23 protein-coding genes are annotated in these 23,377 nt (G+C 45.1%); 15 read left to right on the top strand and 8 right to left on the bottom strand.

The annotated features are described in order from the left end of the window. Positions 1-3: 3 nt before the first annotated feature. The 6 genes from IPJ71_09550 (at position 4) to IPJ71_09525 (ending at position 4,974) form a co-directional block, all read left to right on the top strand. Entirely contained in the window at positions 4-1,269 is a 1,266-nt protein-coding gene (locus IPJ71_09550; protein ID MBK7843926.1) for a hypothetical protein, read from the top strand. An 89-nt stretch (positions 1,270-1,358) separates the two neighbouring features. Further along, positions 1,359-1,889 (top strand): hypothetical protein, encoded by a 531-nt coding sequence (locus tag IPJ71_09545; GenBank protein MBK7843925.1) that lies wholly within the window; start codon positions 1,359-1,361, stop codon positions 1,887-1,889. 1 nt (position 1,890) lies between these two features. Continuing rightward, positions 1,891-3,252 (top strand): hypothetical protein, encoded by a 1,362-nt coding sequence (locus tag IPJ71_09540; protein MBK7843924.1) that lies wholly within the window; start codon positions 1,891-1,893, stop codon positions 3,250-3,252. 102 nt (positions 3,253-3,354) lie between these two features. Further along, positions 3,355-3,660 (top strand): 30S ribosomal protein S14, encoded by a 306-nt coding sequence (rpsN, locus tag IPJ71_09535; GenBank protein ID MBK7843923.1) that lies wholly within the window; start codon positions 3,355-3,357, stop codon positions 3,658-3,660. Positions 3,661-3,718: 58 nt separating this feature from the next. Next, positions 3,719-4,054, top strand: a complete 336-nt coding sequence (locus tag IPJ71_09530; protein ID MBK7843922.1) for a hypothetical protein — start codon at positions 3,719-3,721, stop codon at positions 4,052-4,054. Between the two features lie 236 nt (positions 4,055-4,290). Then, positions 4,291-4,974 carry a response regulator gene (locus IPJ71_09525; protein ID MBK7843921.1) on the top strand — a complete coding sequence of 228 codons (684 nt, stop codon included), beginning with the start codon at positions 4,291-4,293 and terminating at the stop codon, positions 4,972-4,974. 94 nt (positions 4,975-5,068) lie between these two features. Here IPJ71_09525 and sppA read toward each other — a convergent pair whose 3' ends face one another. Then, a complete protein-coding gene (sppA, locus tag IPJ71_09520; GenBank protein MBK7843920.1) occupies positions 5,069-6,871 on the bottom strand; it encodes a signal peptide peptidase SppA in 1,803 nt (600 codons plus the stop codon). 239 nt (positions 6,872-7,110) lie between these two features. On the opposite strand from sppA, the gene IPJ71_09515 reads away from it, so the two are divergent. Together IPJ71_09515 and IPJ71_09510 are read left to right on the top strand one after the other, a co-directional pair. Then, entirely contained in the window at positions 7,111-7,857 is a 747-nt protein-coding gene (locus tag IPJ71_09515; GenBank protein MBK7843919.1) for a ParA family protein, read from the top strand. A gap of 148 nt (positions 7,858-8,005) precedes the next feature. Continuing rightward, complete coding sequence (locus IPJ71_09510) at positions 8,006-8,326, top strand: hypothetical protein (GenBank protein MBK7843918.1); 321 nt, start codon at positions 8,006-8,008, stop codon at positions 8,324-8,326. On the opposite strand, the gene IPJ71_09505 is transcribed toward IPJ71_09510, so the two are convergent. From IPJ71_09505 to IPJ71_09495, 3 genes are read right to left on the bottom strand one after another with little or no spacing between them, the layout of a single operon-like run. Next, positions 8,321-8,998, bottom strand: coding sequence for a DUF4336 domain-containing protein (locus IPJ71_09505; protein ID MBK7843917.1), 678 nt, complete (start codon positions 8,996-8,998; stop codon positions 8,321-8,323). The genes IPJ71_09510 and IPJ71_09505 overlap by 6 nt on opposite strands. Continuing rightward, positions 8,995-9,690 carry a ribonuclease H-like domain-containing protein gene (locus IPJ71_09500; protein ID MBK7843916.1) on the bottom strand — a complete coding sequence of 232 codons (696 nt, stop codon included), beginning with the start codon at positions 9,688-9,690 and terminating at the stop codon, positions 8,995-8,997. Before IPJ71_09500 ends, IPJ71_09505 begins: the two co-directional genes overlap by 4 nt. A 26-nt stretch (positions 9,691-9,716) precedes the next feature. Further along, positions 9,717-10,298, bottom strand: coding sequence for an NAD(P)H-dependent oxidoreductase (locus tag IPJ71_09495; GenBank protein MBK7843915.1), 582 nt, complete (start codon positions 10,296-10,298; stop codon positions 9,717-9,719). A 256-nt stretch (positions 10,299-10,554) separates the two neighbouring features. Between IPJ71_09495 and IPJ71_09490 the strand changes: the two genes are divergently transcribed. After that, on the top strand, positions 10,555-10,857 hold the full coding sequence (locus tag IPJ71_09490) for a helix-turn-helix transcriptional regulator (GenBank protein MBK7843914.1): 303 nt from the start codon (positions 10,555-10,557) through the stop codon (positions 10,855-10,857). Between the two features lie 24 nt (positions 10,858-10,881). On the opposite strand, the gene IPJ71_09485 is transcribed toward IPJ71_09490, so the two are convergent. Beyond that, a complete protein-coding gene (locus IPJ71_09485) occupies positions 10,882-12,060 on the bottom strand; it encodes an alkaline phosphatase D family protein (protein MBK7843913.1) in 1,179 nt (392 codons plus the stop codon). Between the two features lie 40 nt (positions 12,061-12,100). On the opposite strand from IPJ71_09485, the gene IPJ71_09480 reads away from it, so the two are divergent. From IPJ71_09480 to pdxH, 4 genes are all read left to right on the top strand, one after another. After that, on the top strand, positions 12,101-12,340 hold the full coding sequence (locus tag IPJ71_09480) for a hypothetical protein (protein ID MBK7843912.1): 240 nt from the start codon (positions 12,101-12,103) through the stop codon (positions 12,338-12,340). A gap of 99 nt (positions 12,341-12,439) precedes the next feature. Further along, entirely contained in the window at positions 12,440-13,351 is a 912-nt protein-coding gene (locus IPJ71_09475; GenBank protein MBK7843911.1) for a DMT family transporter, read from the top strand. Positions 13,352-13,487: 136 nt separating this feature from the next. Next, positions 13,488-13,772, top strand: coding sequence for a cytochrome c (locus IPJ71_09470; protein MBK7843910.1), 285 nt, complete (start codon positions 13,488-13,490; stop codon positions 13,770-13,772). 131 nt (positions 13,773-13,903) lie between these two features. Continuing rightward, the gene (gene pdxH, locus IPJ71_09465) at positions 13,904-14,575 is read left to right on the top strand and encodes a pyridoxamine 5'-phosphate oxidase (GenBank protein MBK7843909.1); all 672 of its coding nucleotides are present in this window, start codon (positions 13,904-13,906) and stop codon (positions 14,573-14,575) included. Positions 14,576-14,630: 55 nt separating this feature from the next. Here the strand turns inward: pdxH and IPJ71_09460 are convergent, their stop codons facing one another. Together IPJ71_09460 and IPJ71_09455 are read right to left on the bottom strand one after the other, a co-directional pair. Next, a complete protein-coding gene (locus IPJ71_09460) occupies positions 14,631-15,956 on the bottom strand; it encodes a chloride channel protein (GenBank protein MBK7843908.1) in 1,326 nt (441 codons plus the stop codon). 68 nt (positions 15,957-16,024) lie between these two features. Continuing rightward, entirely contained in the window at positions 16,025-19,249 is a 3,225-nt protein-coding gene (locus IPJ71_09455; protein ID MBK7843907.1) for a vitamin B12-dependent ribonucleotide reductase, read from the bottom strand. Between the two features lie 402 nt (positions 19,250-19,651). Between IPJ71_09455 and IPJ71_09450 the strand changes: the two genes are divergently transcribed. Further along, complete coding sequence (locus IPJ71_09450) at positions 19,652-20,596, top strand: hypothetical protein (protein MBK7843906.1); 945 nt, start codon at positions 19,652-19,654, stop codon at positions 20,594-20,596. Between the two features lie 34 nt (positions 20,597-20,630). On the opposite strand, the gene typA is transcribed toward IPJ71_09450, so the two are convergent. Then, positions 20,631-22,451: a translational GTPase TypA gene (gene typA / locus IPJ71_09445; GenBank protein ID MBK7843905.1), complete on the bottom strand. Its 1,821-nt coding sequence runs from the start codon at positions 22,449-22,451 to the stop codon at positions 20,631-20,633. 134 nt (positions 22,452-22,585) lie between these two features. Between typA and IPJ71_09440 the strand changes: the two genes are divergently transcribed. After that, the gene (locus IPJ71_09440; GenBank protein ID MBK7843904.1) at positions 22,586-23,374 is read left to right on the top strand and encodes a hypothetical protein; all 789 of its coding nucleotides are present in this window, start codon (positions 22,586-22,588) and stop codon (positions 23,372-23,374) included. The last annotated feature ends 3 nt before the right edge of the window (positions 23,375-23,377 follow it).

The raw sequence follows: 23,377 nt of genomic DNA, 5'->3' as shown, positions 1-23,377 counted from the left end.
AGGTTGGCAAGTAAATGGGGAGGTGTTGGATACATGCACCTTTCGGGCTCGTTAAATGAAAAAGGGGATTTAGGCAAATTGGAAGAAATGAATCAGAGAGGGAAATTTTTTTTAGTGACCACACCTGGCTTGGAGGAACTTGCTCGTACTGAGTGGCAGACCAAGAGGGAGTTGCTGGCCGAGACCTATCCTTTACATCTATTAAGGGAGAGTGGCGAGTCTGGGCAAGTTGTCGCGGGCGGGGTTGAAATAGAGGTGAGTTTGGCCGAGGGCTGGATACTTAATCACTACCTGCGCATTCCGACGCGAATATTGCAGAGGTTGGATACTTTTCGATGTCGGGAATATTTACGGTTGCAGGACAAAGTGGGTCGTTTTGCTTGGCACCAGTATTTGCGGGAAGGGGAAGTCAAAGTTCATGTCTCCTATCATCGGACGAGGCTCAACATGAAGAAACGCCTCATCGGAGCTGTGAATTCTGGTCTTGATATGGCGCGAACAAAACAGAAATTTCGTAAAATACACTTAGAAACCCCGCAGAACATTTTTTTGAGGCTTGAGGGGGACAGGGCCACTCTCAGTATCGACACCAGTGGTGAATTGCTCTATCGCCGTGGATACAAAACTTTTATAACGAAGGCGCCCATTCGGGAAACACTCGCCAGTGCCCTTTTCTGGCTAGTGCGTTCGTCTGTGAAGGATTGTCCAGTTTGCATTTTAGATCCCATGTGTGGGTCCGGAACTCTCGGACTTGAGCCATTGATATTTTGGGAGCCTTTGAAGAATCGATCGTTTTCTTATCAGAATTTTCCCTCAGCACCATCTTTGATTCCCTCAAGTGTGTCTGCAGGCTTGAAAAGCGCTAGAGACGTAATGGAGACATTTTTTGGTGATATTGATTCTGGAGCAATTTTAGCCACTCGAGCCAATTTCAATGCCCTGCTTGGAAGGGATTTGCCACCGTCAAAGGTTGTCCTCGGTGATTGGCTTGAATGCTGGGATTTTGGTGAACTCCCTCGTCCTCTTCTTATGGTTGTCAACCCTCCGTACAATGAGAGATTGAAGCAGAATCAGGACAAATTAATTTCTGATTTCACCAAAATGCTTCGCAAAATTGAGCCGGACATATGTGGAGTCGTTTGGCCAGGTCGAGTTCTCCCACGACTTCCAGGTCGGTGGATTAAATCGGTCGCCACTCTTAACGGAGGTTTGCCTGTGACTTTGGGTGTTCTTTGCAATGATGCCTCGACCGCTGTCGAGGCGCTGTGAACCTGTTTTGTGGTAAGCGGGCTATTTTTTTTGCTTTGAAGTGACTCAAGGAGCGCCTCGCAAAATCCGAAAAAGTATTGAGAAATTAAATGTTTGTCAAAAGGGGTTCAACCTTGCGGATCAATCATATTATTTGCCTGGTCCTTATTTTGATGGGGTCGCTTCAATCTTGTGCAGAAATGGACAAGACCTCTGACGTTGAAGGTCCAAGGAAATTGGGTTTTGAGGCGGCAAAAGAGAAAACCGTTTACGTTGGGCTTATTACTGCTGAGAGCAAGTTCCACCCCTGGATGAAAGAGATGTTTCTTTCGCAGGACATTTTTGAGCCTTGCTTCCTTATTCCCAATGACCAATCGATTGCGATTTTGTTGCGCTGGAGGAACTATCGAGGGAGATGGAAAATTGACAAAGAGGGATCAGCTGGAGATGGCGGGGAGCTAATGAAATGTGTCATTCAGCAATTTGAGATGTGGCTTGCGAAGCGATTGTCCCAAGCTGAAGAGGGAGGGATGTTCTATTTGGTGGAGAGCAAAGATCAGCTAAATCTAAATTGGCCGTCAAACGGAGAGAAGTACAGCTGGCACGTCAGGTTTGAAAAAAAGCGGAGGATCTTTCAGTAACTTGAATAAGGCAGAGAAATCCACATTTGAATCGCCGGACCAGCCTAGAATTGTGATCTACTCAGATCAAGAGTACCTCCTTCGGTTCATTTACTCATTGCTGCTCTGCGACATTGTCACGATGAGTGTGGGCTGTATCGTCATTGGTTCGCGGTTCGGCATTTCGGTGAAACTTCTTTGCGGACTTCTGTTTGGAGGCTGTTCACTCCTTTTGAGTTGCCTCCTCGTGTACGCCATTGCTGTTATTCTTGAAAGAGGTCCTGTTCTCATCCTTGATAGCAGTGGTGCCTTCGAACTGGTATCCATTCTTAAATTTGGGCGGTTGCCTTTGGGTGACATTGTTGGCGTTCGTCTCAATTTGAATTCATTCCAGAGTTTAATTGTAATTCAAATTCGCCCACAATCAGAAGTTTGGCAGAGGGCCACGCGGAGATCGATTTTCGTTCGAAGATATTTCAGTTTGTTTTCTAATTGCCTTTGGATTCCGGTTGATTTCCTCCTGATTGAGGAGATCGACTTGATAAAGAATATTGGTAGTTTCAGCCGAGTTCTTCGTCGAGAGATAAGCGCTGGGCAGGTTTCGGCATCTGATGCATTTTTGAACAACGAACTGAAAAGTCGTGTCATAGAAAGTCCTATTTCAAGCGCAGAATCCACAAGCGAGAGTCCTGCTGATGAACTCTCGCATGTACTCCCACCCCCGCCTTTGGTTCCTCCTTCCTCCTCCACTTTATTCAAGAGATTTGAAGCGATCTTCGGAGCAGGGCAGTCAGAAGAGGCAGACCGAACTCAGATGGATTTACGCAAAATGGGAGGGAAAATTGATGAAGGGGAACAGGACGAAGAGAAAAAGAATATTTTGGTCAAAGTGGAGGCGATCAGAAAGGATTTTAGAGAGTCAAAAATGGATCGCCTGCTCTGTGATTTATACTTGGATGAAATTTCTCATTTTTCGACCTGGGCCCAATCGACTCCCCAGCGGTTGCCGTCAGAAATCGTCAATTCCGAATCTGAGAATAGGAGCACTTTAGAAGAGGAGTCCCGCTTTGAATTTCGCGGTCATAAATTTGCCTTTCGACTCACGCGCCAGCAGAGCGCAAGCGCTGATTCTCCGCTCAGCATATTCTTTGACGACGAGGAGGTTTGCGTTCTGAGCGTGAGAGTGGAAATAGGCGAACTAGCTCCTCAGAGCCTGATCAAATTTCTTCCTGGGCCATGGGAAGCTTTGGTGCGAGAGCTTCTTGAAGTCTGTCGATCTCAGCGTCAGAGCGTAGATGAAATTGAGATGAATGAAACACAAGTGATTGAACATATTGAAAATACAGGAGAATTGAAGAAGCGATTCGGACTTGGACAGGAATAGGAGATCGGCCTTGAACGGTATTTTCGCAAATCACTTGCATTTCTTGTCAATTCTAATAAAAGGTGAGTCTTGATTTCTCTGATTTTATGAGGGTATTTTTGTATGGCTACTTTAGGTGCTGTTGTTAAGAACAATCGTCGCAAGAAACTGGCGGTTAAATACGGTCCCATCCGTCAAGCGCTTCGTAAGAAGTCTTTGGATACCTCTCTCACAGAAGAGGAGCGCACAGAAGCCTTTGTTCGGCTTCAGAAGTTGCCACGCAATGGTTCGCCAATCAGAGTTCGTAATCGTTGTGTTATGACGGGCCGACCCAGGGGCAATCTGCGAAAGTTTGGTTTGTCTCGTCTGAGTTTTAGGGCGATGGCACATCTCGGAAAAATTCCTGGAGTAACTAAGGCCAGTTGGTAGGTTTTCTGACGAGTTGACCAGATCTTCGTCGATAATTCGAACTTTTCTCGAAGCCAATATGGCTATTCGTCGATGTGATTCAGAACATTTCAACTCCAACTTTATTCTTACAGCTCTTAGAATTTCAGGTTATAATGAAGGCGTGGGAATAGAAGACATAGAAGTTCTTTATCAGAGTCTGATTCGAATGCATCAGGAGAAGTCCAAGAACCTCTCTTTGGAGGCAGACGAGGAGTTCTTCTTGGTGGCAAAGAAAATTCTATTCAGTGAATTGAGTATCAGAGAGAATAAAATAAATTACAGTTTACTTCATGCCCTGTTGGAATGCTCGAGTCCTTTCTCTGAACTTCTTGAGGTGTTTGGGCCTCATGAAATCTTTCAGAACGCAGCTTAACAAGCTGGTTTGGTTAAATTTGAGATCAATCAATTAAAAAATCTTCATATTGATTTGGGTCTTGTTTTCTAACTACTTGAATTTAGATATATTTATCAAATTGGGAATAAAGTGTATCCATTTAGACGGCTTCCTCAATCTCCTTTGTTGGTAATCTATTTGGGTTACGAAACGGATGTTTAATATTTCTTCGGATCACAAATTTGAAAAGTGGGACGTAAGTGGAGCACAGTTATATGGAACAAATGAAAGTTAAAAGCAGACCCCTTATCATTCTTGTCGATGATGAGCCAATGCTTCTCGATACATTTTCTACTGTCTTGGGGGACGACTACGATACTCGTTCATTCAATAGTCCCGATGCATTTCTTTCTTACATTGATGATCCAGCGGCTATTCAGCCAGACCTTTTGATTTCCGACCTGATGATGCCTGGGCTCACGGGTACAGAGATGATTTCAAGGGCGATAGAAAAGGGAATGGCCTTTCCTTCGATTCTTCTTTCTGGAAATCTGGATAAAGAAACGGTCATTCAAGCAGTGAATTTGGGAGTATTTAAGGTTTTTGAAAAGCCAATTCGGACTGATGTATTAATGGGGGCCATTGATCAGTTACTCATCGAACATGAGGTGGCTCGCTCCCGCGTAGAGGTGAGGGAGCTAACCGCTCAGCTAAGAGAAGTATACAAGAACTTTCGCCTTATTGCTGAACCCCATCTGCCGGCTGAGGTGGCAAATGATTTGAAGAATTTAGTTAGTGGGAGCGATTTAGGCCGGGGCAATAACAGTGCTGAGGCTTTTACTCAGGGAAGATGTTTTGACGAACTCATGGACGATCTTGAAACTCGCTTGAATCTCCTTCTTGATAGAGAAACCGTTCTCCAGGAGATGAGGCATTCTCGGGCCAGGGCATCAGTCTGAAAGACTGGGTATTGATGCTGCCCGGCACTCTCTGTTCACAGATTCATTTCAATGGTACCAGACATTAAATTAATGAGGGGAGCCCGCACTGCCATCATTTTGGGAACCTGAGGTACTGTGGGTCAAGTGCCCATATTCGCCCCATTTTTTCTAAGTTTCTCAATTCCTGAACCTGAAGGAACCAGGCTTTTTCATTCGCCAAAGTGATTCGTTCCTGCCAGGATTGAAAAAAAGACATCTGACCCACGACCTGAAATAGCTGCTCGATCGGGGATTTCTCTCTTGGAAAGACGTCGATGCTCCAATTGGCTCCCAGTTTCGCGAGAGCTGCGGCTTTTTCTATCGCGTCATTGAGATCTCCATGTTCATCCACGAGGCCCAGTGCAAGAGCTTTTTTTCCAGACCACACCCTGCCTTGAGCGAGCTCTTCCATTTTTTCAGCTGACTTGATATTTCGCCCCTGTTGCACGACGCGGAGAAACTGTTGATAAGTCTGTTCGACCTCAGATTGAATTTTCAGCCGCTCTCCCGCCGACATCTCTCGGGTACTGTCCCCTATATCAGCGTGTGGATGGGTTACCACGCGGTCAAAAGTGATTCCTAATTTTTGATTAAAAAAATTCTGAGAATTGAACATAACTCCAAAAACTCCAATGGAGCCAGTTATTGAATTTGGATCTGAAAATATATAGTCGGCACCTGCGGCGATATAATATCCGCCGGAAGCCGCCAGGTCGCCAAAGCTTGCCACGACGGGTTTTGTCTTTTTTAATTCAGCTATCTGTCGCCAAATGACGTCCGCGGCGAGAGCACTTCCCCCTGGGCTATTGATTCGCAAAACGACAGCTTTGATCTCCTTCTCTCGAGCAATTTGTCGAAGTATTGCGACAACATCTTCAGATCCTATGTATCCTTCAGAGCTAGAACCAGAAATGATTTCTCCACTGGCGAAGATAACTCCAATTCGATTTTTTTCGCCAATGAGATCGCCAACTTCTGGCAGCCTTTGGTAGTGGCTAAAACTAATCAGATTTAATTTTTTGTCCTTTGCCCTTTCAGTAAGACCCTTCATCAAGTCCAAGACCTGTTCTTCGCTAGAGGCATCATCAAGCAGTTTTCTATCCAGCGCTTCGCTCGCCCTCGTCACAGATAAATCTGAGGCAATCTGGTTGAGAGTTTCGGGAGCAAGACCGCGAAAGCTACTAATTTCGCGGATAGTGTGGGACCAAAGATCATCGATGAGCTCCTGATTTTGCTTGCGGCTCGCCTCACTCATCTTGTCTTCATTGAATATCTCTACAGCTGATTTGAATTTCCCCACCTTGAAAATCTGAGGTTTAATGCCGAGTTTATCGAGGGTGCCCTTTATATAAAGTGGCACTGTAGCGATACCATTGAATTCAAAAGAACCTTCTGGGTAACCATGAATCCTGTCGGCAATAGCGGCAACGTAATAGGTCTTTTCATCAAAGATTTCACCATATGCATGGATGAATTTTCCACTTGTCTTAAAATCAGCCAAAGAATGGACGAGCGATCCCAATGAGGCCCAGCCGGCCGAGAGCGAACCGAGTTTTAGATAAATTCCCTTAATGTTCTTATCGTCTTTTGCCTTTTCAAGGGCCATTTGCACTTCCCAAAGTCCGATGTGGCGAGGTCCTCTGAAAAATGGGGAATCCTCTTCCCAGTCTAAGAACATGGTTCCCTTTCTTTCGACTAGCTCACCGTTGAGGGGGATAAAAAGGACGCTATTTTTTTCAACTCTGGTTTCACTGAAATGTGTGGAGATGACACTCGATAGAGCAAGAAGAACGATCAAGCCCAAAAATATGAACAAGAACAAACCGATGAGAGTCCCAAGAGCTCCCGCAAAAACATTTTTGATAAAATTCTTCATAGACAAAAACCTCATTTATAAGAGAAGACATCTTGTATAGGCTGCCTCATCCTAAATCATCTTGCGGAGCATCCCAATAGGAGATCTTTCAGTTCGAAGTCCATGATGCAGAAGGTGTAACATAATAAGAATGCGCTTTTGAGGATTCCAGTTTTTCATCTTCGCCTTTGGCCTAGTGCTTTGTTAGACTCGTTGCCAGAAGAAGTCGCATTTGATTGAGTCCAATATGGGAGATCAGAATGAATATTACTTCCGTTATCAACCAGAAGGGCGGGGTGGCGAAAACGACCACTTCTTTAAATGTGGCTGCGGCATGGGGGGCGAAAGGAAGGAAGGTCCTATTAATAGACTTGGATCCACAGTCCTCAGCGACCAAGGCCATTTTTGGTGATAGGGAGTTTAATCACACGATTTATGACGTGCTCCTCAGCAGCGTGTCCCCAGATAAAGCCATTGTTCATTCTGTTCACTTTGGCGTGGACGTGATTCCGTCAGACATTTTACTCAGCGGTGTTGATATTCAAATGGCTGCACATTTTGGGCGGGAATCCATATTGAAACGGAGATTGGAGTCCTTGCGGAGCCGTTATGATGCAATTCTGATAGATTGCTCGCCCTCGTTGGGTTTGTTAACTGTGAATGCACTGATGGCGTCTCGCGATATTATTATCCCTATTTGTCCTGAGTACTTCAGTCTAAAGGGCATTGAGTTGATCCTGGACACGATTCGAAATCTACGTTCAGGTTTAGGATATCGAGTCGATGTACGTGGGGTGGTCATCACCCGTTTTCGTGATCGAAAAATTGTTCGAGAAGTGATTGAAGAAATCCGTCGACACTATGGATTAAAGATTTTTATGAATTTTGTGCCAGACAACATTGCTGTCGAGGAGGCTCATCATCTTCACTTACCGGTAACTAAATATGCGCCCAAGTCGAAGGCCTCATTGGCTTATGGGTCATTAGCGAAGGAGATTTGGCAGTGAAGGGAATAATCCACTCTTCGTCGATTCGACGAAATTTGCCGGCGACGGAATTAGAACTCAGTTTGAACTAGGAAAACTAATTCTGTATGACGGAGAAAAGGCCTTTGCGAAAGTTATCAATTTGGATGGGCATCCGCAAATTGTCCCCTTGCATGAGAACCAGCCGACCGTGTTTTCTGGGAGCATCTATCTGCGGCATCAGGAAGAGATTCGTTTTCAATTTTTTGTTAAGAGAGAGGATAGGATTCTTTTCAAGAGTCTAGAATATCGTGGTCGCGCGGCTTACCTTATCTCGGAAAGCTGGGAGCCTCTGAAAGAGATCGTTAAGGAGGAACCGACTCCCTCTACAAAGTTTGTTCACGGATCAAAAATCCTAACGGAGGCTCTCCCAGAGTTTGAAGCGCAGAGAAAGAGTTTGCTCAGCGCGGTCGAAGCTTTACAAAACTATTTTCCTGAACCTCATTTATAGCCAGGAGAGTGCTTTGCGAAGTTGCTCGGGACCGTCTTGAAGTATGATTTCTCCATGGGACATAATAATGCGCTCAAACGGCCAATGAAGCATCTTATTTAGGGCCTCGCGAGCCAAGATTCGGTTTTTTACAAGACTCTTCACTTTACCGGACGTAGCAAAACAATGGTAAATCCCTAAAAACCAAAAGATAAGGCTATGAAGTGGACCATATTTTCCCTTCAGATTCATTGCAAGGTCAGTCAGAATAAGGCTCTTTGAATTTAAATGGTAGAACACGATTTCATGAAATAATTTTGACCCCTGGAACACGACAAAATCAATCTCTGATTTCCATTCTGGACAATACTCATCATTGAAATAACGGGAAAATTTTAAATCATGGCGCTTGATCCGGAGTCCCGGAGATCCTATATACTCAGCACTCGAATAGCTCGCCATAAAATCCTTTATGAACAGATGTTGAAGATCGTTCGGTGCTACAATAGTGCTGACGAGGCCGAAGTCATCAAGGTTCTGTCGGATTTCGGGAGTGAACCGAATAGGGTTGTGAACAAAGAGTTCTCCGCTTTTGAGTTTTATCACTGTCATTCGGGATCCAACATTGGCCCCAAACAATTTGTGATCGGCTAGATAGGTTCTCAAAAGTCCCAAATCCATCTCCAGACTCATGCTCGCTCACAACTGGTTGGGAAGGGATATTCGGTATTTTTTACTTGAACTTCACGAAGGCCTGCGAACCATTCCTTTCGTGTCGGATCCCAGCGAAATCCCATCGCCTTTGCTTTGTCACGTTCTTCGAACGAAACATGAGCGACCACCCGAACCATGGGAGAACGGGAAATGTTGATAATCTCTTCGATGGGATATTGCGAGAATATTTTCATCATAGTGAGCACATCAAAGAGAGAACGGTGAGCAAAAGGGTTCAGAAATCCATGTTCGGCGGCTAGGTAAGAGAGTTTTCTCGTTTTCAAGTCTCCAGAATAGGGCAAATCGGTCAGAGTGTCGATCCACGGCAGATCGATTTGGACCTCGGGGTACAATTTTAGATAGCGAGCAATAAATAATTGGTCGAACTCTTTTCCGTTATGCGCAACGATTGAGGAACATTTCCTTGCCATAGATTCTAGATTTATCAAAGCTTCTTGGGGGCTGACTCCCCATTCTGTCAGGTCCTGATCTGTGATGCCAGTGAGACTTGTGATCTCAGCCGATAGCGGTTTTTCTGCAATCACCATCTCGCTATACATTTTGATGGGCATCTGACGTTGAGTATCCCAAATAACCGCTCCGAGTTCAATTATCTCGTCTGTGTCGGGGTTAAGTCCTGTTGTTTCTAGGTCCAATCCTAAGATGAGCATGAAGGTCTCCTCGGTGTATTCAATACTCAAGTCTTGATTTTTTGTCTATGCATTGATCGTGCATCAAGTTCTTGAGATTCAAGGGCCTTCACAAACCTATTAAATAGAAGAGCTTGGTGCCTGAGAAGATCCATGATGCTTGGATCGGCGATGTTTCCCTCCTTGATTATGTGGTGGCAGTTAATGAGAAAAACCCGTTCAGGAAAAATATAGGAATTTCGATAACCAAATACCTGCTGCAGATGCTCGACGGCTCTCAATCCCCCGAATCTTCCACCCAGGCCAACGAAGGCAACAGGTCGATATTCAAAGGAGTCAGGAAATTTCCAATGATCTACGAAATACTTCAGGATTCCTGGCATGGAGCCATTGTATTCAGGAACGACGAATATCAAAGAACGGGCGGTCGAAACTTTATTTATCCATTCTGAGATCGGAGGCGGAATATTGCCGCCATACTGAGTGCCATTGAGTGACGAAATATCCAGTGCACTCAAATCAAGGATCTCAAAGTTTTCTTTTAGTTCAGATTGAATATTTTGTATAATTTTAGAGACTTGAAATGAATTGGAGTGAGGTCTGTTCGTTCCCGATATAATGTATTGCACAATGCCCCCAAGGATGAAGTTTTGAATGTTATTGTCTGAAGTGGCTCTTAATTCAAGAATTCGTAATGCGTCGCATTGTTTCTCCGTACTGACGGAGTAATATGTGGAGTTGTTTCTTCCCTGTGAAAGATGAGTTTTTTTTCACATTTGTTATGACGAATATTTTCTACTACCTTGAATTTTCCCGTAAATTTGGATTTCTTCTAGGCGCAGTCTGGGCTATTTGTTAAGATCTTCTTCACTACTGAGGTAAATAATGGAACTAAAATCCGCCCTGCATGGCCCATTAGGAAGTTATTTGAAAGCCAAACGCATTGGCTGTGGGTTGACTCAACATGACGTATCACATCGACTTGGATATACGACGCCTCAATTTGTCTCAAATTTTGAGCGGGGACTGTGCTCTCCTCCCTTGAGTGCATTGGCAGTTATTGTTCAGCTCTACAAAATTGACGCGGATGAGTTGATCGAAGTTATTCTTCTTCACGAGGAGCAGATTCTTCGCCAGGTCCTCGTTGGTGACAAAAAGCGTTCTTCGCGAAAGTCGCGAAGAGCTTAATCGTTTGTTGGTTTTAAATGAGTTTTAATTGCTCCTTTTGATGAGGAGATCTTTGCTGAAGAGAATCTCTTGAAGTTTTGATTTCGCAGTCACTTTCATTGCTAGACTGCGGGTGGAATGGGACCCTTCTACAATCATGTAATTAATTTTTAAATCAGCGCCCACCAATTGTCTGCGGTTAGGCCTGACTTCCCATCCCGAGGGATGTGTTTTTGCATGAACAGGGCTTGATGTCAGTTCATAGGTTTCATAACCGAGGTCTGGCGGTCCTATCTTGCTGATTTCCGTCAAATGTCGATCTCCCGATACAAAGACCACGGGCTGTCGAATCCCTTGGAGAATCCCCATGAAATGTTTGAAACTTTTTGCATGATTGCCCTCGAAGGATTCAAACCGATGGTAGCCCCCAAAAAATTGATCACCCATGAAGAGCCAAGAGGGAATTGAGCGAGATTTAAGACTCTGAAATAGCCAGGTTTCTTGTTTCTCTCCAAAATGGGCATATTTTCCGGGGTCGCTGCCATTCGGTTCCCTTTCCGATCGGTTATCCAAAAAATAAAAACGCGCTTGGAAAGCATCAAATACAAAGGAATTGGCAGGTCCTCTGGTGAAAATGCCTTTTACTGCTTTTTGCGGATAAAAGGCCTCGAAAACTTCCATTGCCTCTCGACGGTAAGGATTTGTTTTGTCTCCGTCATTCGTCCCGTAATCGTGATCATCCCATTGTGCGAGAGTTGGGATGAGTTCATCAAGGTAGAAAACGGCTAGCGATCTCCGTGTTTGAACGTATCGATCCCAAAGGCGGGATTTATCAACTGATTTTTCAAGCGGTCCTAAAATTGTCGTGGCATAAACGTTATCTCCAATCATGAATAGATATTCTGGCCTGTCCTTAGCGAGATCCTTCCAGATTTGCTCTTGTTCCTTATCGAACCTATCATTCATGCAGGATGTGATAGCCAATTTAAAGGTGCTTTTATTAAGATCAACTTGACCTATTTGCCTGCGATCCATTGTCTGGCCCTCGGAATCCTTAATTTCGAGATAGGTCGGATTCTTTTCCAATCTTGTCTCGATATGATCGACAACCCAGGGGGAACTTTCGAGTTCATAAGTGGTAGCCTGAAGGGTGGCAGAGGGTGATGGAGAGACGACGCCCGATGTCTGATGGTAAGTCAGCTTTTGTGATTTTTGCCGAAGCACCGAGAGAATGGCGCCTTGATTCCAAGTCAGTCCCTGGAGGATGGAGAATCTGGATTCGTTTGATTTTGGCTCTTGGGGAGGGCTCATCGATGAGCACGATAAGGAGATAAATAGGACCAATGTCGTGACAGTGAGACAATTCGGCATCATGATCCTTCTCGCCTTGGTGGATTGTGTGAGTCATCTATGGTTTTGCATCGACAATATCTCCCAGTTTGGCGTATTTGCCAAATATTCTAAGAATGAAAAATTTCGCGTTCTCAAAAAGATCACATTATGATGAATTGAAATATCGACTTCTGGAATATCAATTAAGGGAGGTTGATGAGTCCATCCTAAGACTGTTCTTTTAGGAGTATTTGAAAGGCTTGAGTGGAACATGCGGATCTTGCTATTGATACTAGCGACTTTGATTTGGGGTTTTGGCTTTGTGGCGACAAAGTGGACTTTGCTCTTTTTTGATCCAACCTGGACAAATTCATTGAGATTTGTACTGGCTGCGGGAATTGTTTTGCCGGTTCTTGTTTGGAAGAAGAGACTCAAGCTATCTTTGCCTGTTGGAGTGTGTGCTTTGCTGATGCTCGCGAGTTTGCAAATGCAAACAGTGGGAATCAATTCTACAACGATGACAAAGAGTAGTTTTTTTACTGCGTTCTATGCCATTTTTACTCCTGTCTTGATGAAAATGATCTATAAACAGAAATTCAGATTAGGGTACTGGATTTTATTATTGTGTTCGTTGGTAGGCGTTGGATTTCTTTGTGAATTGAGTTTGGATGGATTCAATTTGGGAGATGGATTTATACTTGGAAGTGCTCTCTTGTTTGCCCTGCACATTCTAGCAATAGACAAATGGGCTCAAGAGGAGCATCCGGTCTTGTTTAATTTCCAACAGATCCTGTACGTCGGTATCATGGGTCTCCCTTTTTCGTTTCTGAGCTCGGGAGTTCCTGATATGGACTCTTTGTGGAAATGGAGTGCCTTGGTTCCACCGGGCCCCATGGCCGGGCTCATTTTTTTAAGTCTATTTTCAAGTATCGGGGCTTTCAGTATTCAGGTTTACGCACAACAGACGACTCGGGCTCATGTCGTGAGTCTTATCTTTCTGACTGAATCGGTATTTGGAGCTTTTTTCGGATTTTGGTTGTATCAGGAAAAGTTAAGTGTGATTGGGCTCGTTGGAGCCGGTTTGATTTTGCTGAGTGTTGCTTTGGTACCTTTGTTCACTCAATTTGAAAAAGCTGACATCATAGCCCTTGGTCCTGAGACAGAAAATTCGGGGGCAGTTTAACGCAATGTGATTTGAAAATCAGTTGAAAATGATCGAGTTTCAGGTCTGTTTTGATCCGCTGCAAGATATCGGTTATTATACCCGGTAGTCTGTAGAAGTTTTCTAAGTGTTATTTTATACAACGGAGGTCATAATGATGAAGTCGGTTTTTGTGGGAGCATTGTTGATGGTGGGTTCTGTGGCATTTGCAAAGGAACCTGCAAAATTGGCTGTGTGTGCAGCTTGTCATGGCAAGAATGGATTGGGCACTCAACCAAAATACCCCCATCTTGCAGGTCAGCAGAAGGTTTATATGGTGACTCAATTGAAAGCCTTCAAAGCGGGCGAGCGTAAGAATCCCGAGATGCAACCCATGGCTGCTATGCTAACCGATGCCGATATGGAAGAGCTATCGACGTATTATGCGGGTCTAAAGAAATAAAGCTAGTCGTTCTTGTTTTTTGTTTTAAAAAGGGAGCCCGGGGCTCTCTTTTTTTATTTAGAGCGGGCAGACTTGTCTGATTTGCTCTAAGTTAGTGATGTATCAAAATACGAGTTCGCAGGAATCACAATATGAAACATGAGTTAGATATTCATCAAAAGGATCCATGGAAATTGTTTCAGCGTTGGTACAACAATGCTTCTGGAAATGCAGTGACCGGTTTTTCAGATCGAATCCTGTATCCGTTCAGGCTGCTGATGAAAAAGGCCTACCCTCCTTTTCTGTTGCATGGAGGAGATGCGATGGTGCTTTCGACAGCCTCAAAAGATGGTCAGCCTTCGGCTCGTGTTGTGCTTTACAAGGGGATATGGGAAGAGGGAGTTGTTTTTTACACGAATTACAATAGCCGCAAAGCAAAAGAACTCGCAGCGAACCAGAGAGCAGCCTTGGTATTTCATTGGGCACTCCCGGAGCGTCAGGTCCGATTTGAAGGCTTTATCGAGAAGGTCTCAAATGAAATGTCAGATCATTATTGGGCTTCTCGCCCTCGCGGAAGTCAGATTGGAGGTTGGGCCTCAGAGCAGAGTGAGGCGATCGCCGACCGTGCGGAACTTCTCTTGAAAGTGAAGGCGATTGAGGAAAAATTTCGAGGTCAGTCAGTACCTAGGCCTCCTCATTGGGGAGGTTTTGTCTTAAAAGCCTCGTCAATTGAATTTTGGGAAGCCTGTCTTGCACGGTTGCATCGGAGAAGAAAATACGAAAAACGGAATGGAGTTTGGGAGTCGTCTCTTTTGGCGCCCTGAGCGCCCTCAATTCACCATGATTGCTGGATTGAGCCCATGTCCATGACCATTTCATTTAGGTTGACGATGGAGTGCTATTATTTTTTTGTATTTTTTGATCCATGATGAACACCAATGTTCCATGACTGATTAGAGAGGCAACCATGAGGGGAAAAATGGCTTGGTGACGATCTGTCATTTCCATTACGATGACCCAAGCGGTGAAGGGAGCTCGAACGATTGCGCTTAGAAATGCGGACATCCCTACCAGGACAAGCAGTTCATGATTGGGATAGGAAGCAATTGTTGCGAGCATAGATCCAATAGCGGCTCCAAGACCTAATGATGGAGCCAAAAATCCTCCGGCACATCCGCTTAAGTGAGAAATCACGGTTCCAAAAAATCGGGCAACAATTAGCTCCCAAGTTGCGTGTTTTCCTTTTATCAGCAAATCTTCAATGACTGAGATACCTCCACCGATCGAACCAGAATCAATAAAGATAGCGATAGCAGCGACACAGATTCCAGTTACAATTGAGAACTTCAAACGAGTATTAAGATAGTTAGGAAATTTCTCTCGCCAGTTTATTTGAAGCATTTTATGAAAAGGAAAGGCGAGGAGACCGCAGAGTATTCCCAAGAGCATGGCCCAAAGTACTGAGCTAAAGGGGACATAGTCAATTTTTGGATAACCAAAATAAAGATATTTTCCAGATAACCACTGCGACATCATGCCGCCGACAATGGCTGAAGAAATGACGACGGTCTTAAATTGGTGAAAATGCTGATGGGCCAGTTCTTCGAGAACAAAAACAACTCCAGCCATAGGAGCGTTAAATGCTGCCGCAACACCAGCGGCTCCTCCTGCAACTATCCAGGACCTGTGTTCAGTATATGGCCACAAACGGTGAAATTGCCGACCTATAAAATAAAATAGACAAGCGGACATGTGGATCATTGGTCCCTCCCGGCCCAATGATCCAGCACCCAGTACTCCTAGGAGAGAACTGATGGCTACGACTCCGGCAATTTTCATATTCAAATTTTTGTTAATCTCAATTTTCTGAGAAATTGGATTGAGATTAAGGACATGAATAACTCTCGGAACTCCCGTGCCTCCAGCGGCTGGTCCAAATTTTTCAACGACCCAAGTTGCAAGAAAAAAACAAACTGGAGAAACAATAAACAGCCAAAAGGGATGAGTTTGAAAAATAACTCTGGAAATTTGGATGCACCATGCAAAGGCACCAGAATAGAGAACAGCAATGACACCGACAATGGCACCACCCGTCCAATAGGGGACGCCTTGTAGATAGGGACGATTCTGGACAAGGTGAAGTAAGAGCTCTCTCAACTCTGAGAAATCAGGTAGCTTGAGTTTTTTCTTGATTCTTAAAATCATGTCACTAAAAATAGTCCACCCCTCTTCTCATTTCTTCTCATTGTCCCGTTGTATTTTTTGTGACGGGGTCATGAACACCCAATCGAGCTTCCGCAATTCAAGCATCTGTAGCAGCTGCCATTTCTCACTGTTACGTGTCCACAATCCGTACACATTGGAGCATCTCCCATCATTTGTGAAAGATGAGAATCCAAGTTATCTGGTGCGCTCGTTGTGCTTATGATCGTCGAGAGGCTTGGGGATTCTGAATTCCTCACGACAGCCTTTTCTGCCGAAAGAGACAGTTGTTGTCCCGAGTGACCTGTTTCATGTTCGTTTGCATTGACCATTTGGTTTTGATTGATCACTAAGTCTTCTACCGCAGGTTTGACATGTACGAAATCAGTTTTTCCGAGATACTCCATGCCGATCACGCGGAACACATAGTCCAAAATACTTGTGGCTTGCTTGATGTTTGGATGGTCGACCATGCCCTGGGGTTCAAATCGCGTGAAAGTAAATTTATCGACATATTCTTCGAGTGGCACTCCATACTGGAGGCCTAGCGAACAGGATATGGCAAAACAGTTGAGTAGACTGCGGAATGTGGCGCCCTCTTTGTGCATATCAAAAAATACCTCACCCAAATCACCATCATCATACTCGCCCGTGCGAATATAAATCTGGTGTCCGCCGACTCGGCCTTCAACAGTTACGCCTCGCCGCTTCTGTGGAAGCCGCCTTCGTCGCGGAGAGGCCATGCTGATGGCCGTAGCAACGGCTTCCTGGAGGTCCTTTTCGGTGTAAATGGCTTTATCTGAGGAAGCCTCCTCCTGTTTGCTTTGTAATGGCTGACTGAGTTTTGAACCATCCCGATAAACCGCTACGGCCTTTAATCCCATTTTCCAAGACTGCTCATAAATATCTTCGATCTCTTCAACCGTACATTCATGGGGGAGATTGACGGTTTTAGAGATGGCTCCACTGATGAAAGGTTGAACGGCCGCCATCATTCGCACGTGAGCCATTGGCTCAATAAAACGCTCTCCGCTTGGTCCGCATTTGTTGGCGCAATCAAAGACAGCGAGATGTTCCTCTTTTAGCAAAGGGGCTCCCTCAAGCGTTTGCTGGCCACAAATGTAAGAGCTGGCTTCTCTTATCTGCTGTGGAGTGAACTTGAGTGCTTCAAGGATAGTTTGTTTCCCCTCACTCAACTGTTCTGGTTTGATACCTAATCGTTTTACACTCTCTTCTCCCAACACCCATGGCGAAATAGCCGCGTGGAGGTCAAAGCAAGTTGGTAAGGCCTTGGTTATTTTATGAAGATCATCGTCAGTCAGGCCTTTTGCCTTCAGAGATTCAGCATTGATATGGGGAGACCCATAGAGAGTCATGTGGCCAACCGCATAAGCGATGATGGCTTTGATTTCGTCGGGTTCATAGCCCAGAGAAGACAGCGCGCGAGGGACCGATTGGTTCACAATTTTGAAGTACCCTCCTCCCGCAAGCTTTTTAAATTTCACAAGAGAAAAATCGGGTTCAACCCCTGTCGTGTCACAGTCCATCAAGAGACCAATTGTGCCGGTTGGCGCCAACACAGTCGCCTGAGCATTGCGAAAACCGTAAAGTCTTCCCAACTCAGCGGCATCGCTCCATGCTTCATGTGCCGCCTGTATAAGCCCCTTTGGAAGTGAGGACGAATCAATTTCGGCTACTTTTTCTCCGTGTTGACGGATGACCCGTAACATGGATTCTTCATTTTTTTCATACCCATTAAAGGCGCCCTTACTACCGGCAATGATAGCGCTAGTTTTGTAGGCTTCACCTGTCATAATAGCGGTCAGAACTCCCGCCCAGGCTCTCCCTTTTGGACTGTCATAGGGAAGTCCTTTAATCATGAGAAGTGTTCCCAAATTGGCGTAGCCGAGCCCCAGGGGTCGATAGTCATGACTGTTCAGTGCGATTTTTTCTGTTGGATAGCTTGATAAATCGACGAGGATCTCTTGAGCCGTAAAAAGAATTCGAACGGCATGCCGATAAGCTTCCAGATTAAATGAGCCATCAGGCAATAGAAATTTTTCTAAATTTAAGGAAGCGAGATTGCAGGCGGAGTCATCAAGAAACATATACTCCGAGCAAGGGTTGCTGCCGTTGATGCGATCTGTTTCTGGGCATGTGTGCCACTTTTGGATCGTGGAATCAAATTGGACTCCCGGGTCAGCGCACTTCCAAGCAGCATAAGCAATCTGTCTCCAGAGTTCACGCGCGCGATAGGTATTAATCGTCTCACCAGATGTGCGAGCTGTTGTCTTCCAGGTATCATCTTTTTGAACACTTTCAATAAATTGGTCAGGGATTCGAATGGAGTTGTTAGAATTTTGTCCGGCCACAGTTTTATAAGCTTCTCCATTAAAATCGGAACTGTATCCTCCATCGACGAGAGTCTGAACTTTTCTTTCTTCGTTGACCTTCCAATTGATGAAGTCCTCAATTTCGGGATGGTCAATGTCGAGGCAAACCATCTTTGCGGCCCTTCGAGTTGTCCCACCTGATTTTGTTGCGCCAGCTCCACGGTCAAGCACCTCAAGAAAGCTGATGAGTCCTGAACTTAAGCCTCCACCGGACAATGTTTCCTGACGGCCACGTATCTTAGAGAAATTTGTTCCCGTGCCGGAGCCATATTTGAAAATGCGCGCTTCTTGTTTAGCTAAGTTGAAAATAGCCATCAGGTCGTCTTCTACACTCTGAATGAAGCAAGCTGAACATTGGGGTCTCTCGTAGGAATTGGCAATCTCACTGATTCGTTCTGATTTAAAATTGTAAGCGTAATTGCCACCTGATCCAGTGATGCCGTATTCATGATGAAGTCCGCAGTTGAACCATACGGGGCTATTAAAGGCTCCTATCTGATTAAGAAGAATGAATGCCAATTCCTTTTCAAATTGTTCTGCATCTGACTTGGACGCAAAATAACCGCCGAAGTCCTCACCGGAAGACCGAATTGTGCGAACGATACGATGGACCACCTGACGAATAGAAGTCTCGTGTCCAGTCCCTGGTACTCCCGCTTTGCGAAAATATTTACTGACGGCAACATCGGTAGCCAATTGCGACCAAGACTCAGGGACCTCAATATTTTCCATAGAGAAGACAGAGCCACCCTGTGCATCCTTAATTTTGCTCGATCGTTTTGACCACTCAACCATGTTGTATGGATTTTGGTCGTTGGGGACATAGTAGGCTTGAAAGGTTTGGCCACCCGTATTTACTTTTGTTCCTTCCCTCTTGGCTCGTGCTTCCTGTTTAAGAGCCATTTTTGGAGATTTCTTATTACTTCCTTCTTCCGTGAGAAGAGTATTCATAGGGATGTCCTTTCATTCACTTGGAACTCTAAAATTTTGCCATCTTTAATTGAGGGGAAACCCCTCTTCATGTGCTTCAAAGAGAACACGCTGAAAAATGGCTGTCAATTAAAAGAACCACTATATCTAGTGATGCAAGACATCCTAAAATACAATATATTGTGTAATCAAAGCCAGTGGCGGTCTGTAGACGAAAGCCTAGAGTCGTCGCAAAAAAATAAAATTTTAGGTCAAAGCGTTAGGTGCGGGGAATAAGTAATCTGTTTCTATGATGTCAGAGGCGAGTGGATTTTTGCGCATATTGACATTGATCTTTGTGCAGGGGTCTAATCGTAAAGAGGTAGGTGAAGGAGCATGGTTACGAGAGCCGTCCGTCCAGCGGATATTAGGTTGTGGTTAGCGAAAAGCTGGCGTGTCTATAAGAAAAGGCCATTTTATTTGTGGGTTACTTTCGTACTTTTTGCACTTGTCACCATTTTTCCCTCTTTTATGTCTCCGTTTGGGCGGATATTCGCTGGATTTTTGCTGCCACTTTTGGTGGGTGGCGCCTTTATTTTTGTCCACCGAGTGATTCGATTCAAGCAAGCCACCTATGATGATCTCTTTTTTGCATTTTATGAGACGCGCCTCGCGTTGCGCCTGATGCCCGTCTCATTTGTCAGTCTCATTTTTTGGACGGCAATAGGGGCGATCGAATTCATGAATCGCCAGGCATCTGCATATCATCTGAATATACAGGCAGGTCAGGCTATTTATTTCACTTCCGTCGCTCTGAACACAATTTTCCTCTTAGGAGTCACGCCCATATTGATTTTTTCTTCGCTCAACATTATTCAAGCCACTGCCCTTGCCTTTCGTGCCGTGAGGCAAAATTTTTTTGTTTTTGCTTTCACTTGGGGCGGAGGCTTATTGGGCTACTACCTCTCTCAGGAATGGATTCTTCCGCTCATACCTATGGGAGCCTTTCTCATGGTCTTTTGGTATATCAGTTTTGACGGATGCTTTATGATTATGGAGAATCCCCTTCGACAATTAGCAAAGCCGCAGGATCACAGGTCGATTCCAAAGGGAACGTTGAAACCTTCGGTGAGATCTTCAAGAGACTCAGTTAAGTTGCCTGACCAACAAGTGACAAAGGAAGAACCGAGTCGGCAAAGTCTGGACTACTATGATGATAGGTACAAGGCCTATGACGAAGGGCCAGCTCCTCTGGAGGAAGAGCCATTCGATGACGATTTGACTGAAGAGATTGGCGAAGTCACTGAAACGAAAACTGACACAAAGCGCAGACGCGTCTAGCTCCCTTGAAGAAAAAAATTATTTCAATTCTAATTTAATGGGAGTCCTCGTCAGGCGAGCGTCGGATGACGTGTCTCTGATTTGTCTTCAAAATAATTTTGCGAATTCGAATATTTTTAGGTGTAATCTCCACCCACTCATCTTCGTCAATCCAATCCAATGCTTCGTCCAAGGACATCTCCTTGATAGGACTTAATTTGGTTGAATCATCAGAGCCGGAAGCTCGCATATTAGTCAGCTTTTTTTCTTTGGTTGGATTGGCATTCAAATCGTTCTGGCGATTATTTTCTCCAAAAATCATTCCCTCGTAAACAGGAGTTCCGGCCCGAACGAAAAGTCTGCCGCGATCCTCAAGGCCAAACAGAGCGTACTCAGTCGCAACACCGTCACGATCTGTGACGATGGCTCCGTTGGCTCGACTAAAGCGCTTACCCAGATAAGGAATATATTTTTTGAAGGTGCTTGAATAAATCGCTTCACCGCGAGTTTCGGTCAAAAGAAGTGAGCGTAAGCCAATCAGACCACGGGAAGGAATTTCGAATTCCAAGCGGACCCGATGTGAATTTTCAAACTTTTCGATATTTTGCATTCTGCCACCACGAGTGGAAAGAATCTCAGTAACAGTACCCATCTTATTTTCGGGGATATCGATGAAGAATGATTCTTCGGGTTCCCATAGTTTGCCATCTTTTTGGACGGGAATAATTTCCGGTCGGCCGGCCATTAATTCAAAGCCCCTGCGGCGAATCTCTTCTAAAACAATAACCACCTGAAGTTCGCCACGCGCCTTAAGAAGAAAAACCTCGTTGGAATCGGTCGGTTCAAGAGAAAGAGAGACATTTTGCAAACACTCTTTCTCCAGAACTTCTTCGAGCTTTCGGCTCGTCAAGTAGACTCCTTCACGACTCGAAAATGGCGAGGTATTCACAGAAATCCGAATGGCCACAGTTGGCGGATCCACTTGTATCCTTGGCAAAGCCTGTGTGACCCCAATTTCGGCAATGGTATCACCAATAAGAGGAGCCTCGGCCCCAGCGATGAGGGCAATGTCCCCCGCACGTAGTTCTTTGGATCGCTCCGTGCCCAATCCTGAGAAGGTTTCAAGAGCTGTTACCATAAATGGAACATTTTTCTCGATCCCCATCAATTGGACTCTCTGACCTTCCTTTACGACCCCCGCCTCAATCCGGCCCACTGCGATTTGTCCCAAGAAGGAATTGTAAGTCCGATTCACGACGATCATCTGAAAGGGGCCATTTGCATTGACTTTGGGCGGAGGGATTTCTTCGACAATGCGATTGAATAGGGGTGAAAAATCTTTGCCGATTGTACCCTTTTCCAGGGTGGCCCACCCACTGCGGCCACTGGCATAAAAGGTTGTATATTGAACCTGCGAATCATCGTCGGCCAGATCGTAGAAGAGTTCGAGGATTTTTTCTTCGATTTCGTCCACTCGGGCATCAGATCGGTCAACTTTATTGATGATCACGATGATCTTGATTCCGCGTTGGAGAGCCTTTCGGAGAACAAAGCGGGTTTGTGGCAAGGGACCTTCTGCTGCATCGACGAGAAGAAGTGCTCCGTCAACCATAAAGAGGGCCCTTTCAACTTCGCCCCCGAAGTCAGCATGGCCAGGGGTATCAACAACGTTGATTCGGGTTCCGTTCCACATCAGGGAGGCATTTTTTGCTCTGATCGTGATTCCGCGCTCTTTTTCAAGATCGCCCGAATCCATGACTCTTTCCTCAACCGCTTGGTGGCTTTGAAAGACTCCAGCCTGCTGAAAGAGTCCGTCAATAAGCGTGGTTTTTCCGTGATCAACGTGTGCAATAATAGCAATATTTCTAATATTCATAGACTCTGTATGTGCCACAACCTAAGGTTCTTTGCAAAGAGAACCCAAAATACCGACGATTAATTCCGATGACCTTGCATTGGCTGTTTGTTAGTTTGGCTTCGAGAACGCAGAACTTGGCAAAGAGGTAGCCTTTGATTGACATTTTCAAGCCTTACAACATCCCACTTCGAGCGACTGGTCACTTAAAAATTGGACCCCTTGCATTGTGGATGGCAAATCTTCCCAACGAATGGAGAATCAGTTGGAACCATTCAGAGGACCCGATTCATGAGACCATTCAAGATCTTGTGATTGAAGACAGCCCCCCTGACTCATTGGGACTCGGACTTCATCGCTTTGGTTTTACTGATAAGTCAGATTCTCTCATCATTTCGGCCAGGCTGAGCGATCGTTCCATGGTGGTTCGTCCTGATAATCCTTTGCTCGTTCCGGGTGGTGAGAAGATCACTTTTGTTTTGAGTACTCCTTTGTGGCTCAGAATTCACGATGGTGGCAGAGGGTGTTTTCTGACCGAGATTCCAACACATCGTCCCTCTGATACTTGGTTTGGCGAGTCACCTGTCCAGGGGGAACTGTGCTATTCGACAAGGACAGCCGCGCGCTTACGCATTGAAGAATTGCCAACGAGGCATCATCGGGCCATAACGATGGTTGCCATTAACAATCTACATAGTAAGCCTTTGCTGATCGATCGCATTAAGATTCCGATGAGAAATTTGAGTCTTTATCGAGGAGAAGCCGGATCGTTTTACACGGACAACCTATCCTACGACTGGGAGGGCGAGAAAGATGAAATTAAAATGAATCTCAGAGGAAAGCCGGATTTGCCTGGTCACCGTTTGGTCCAATCGTCTGGACCACGTGATCCTTTGGAGAGCAATTTGGTGATCAGAACGGTCAGATCCTTTTTGAGATCATAAGAG

The organism is Bdellovibrionales bacterium (genome assembly GCA_016714165.1).
GTDB lineage: Bacteria > Bdellovibrionota > Bdellovibrionia > Bdellovibrionales > UBA1609 > JADJVA01.
Note: the sequence above shows the minus strand (reverse complement) of the source record. Positions and strands in the feature narration are given on the sequence as shown.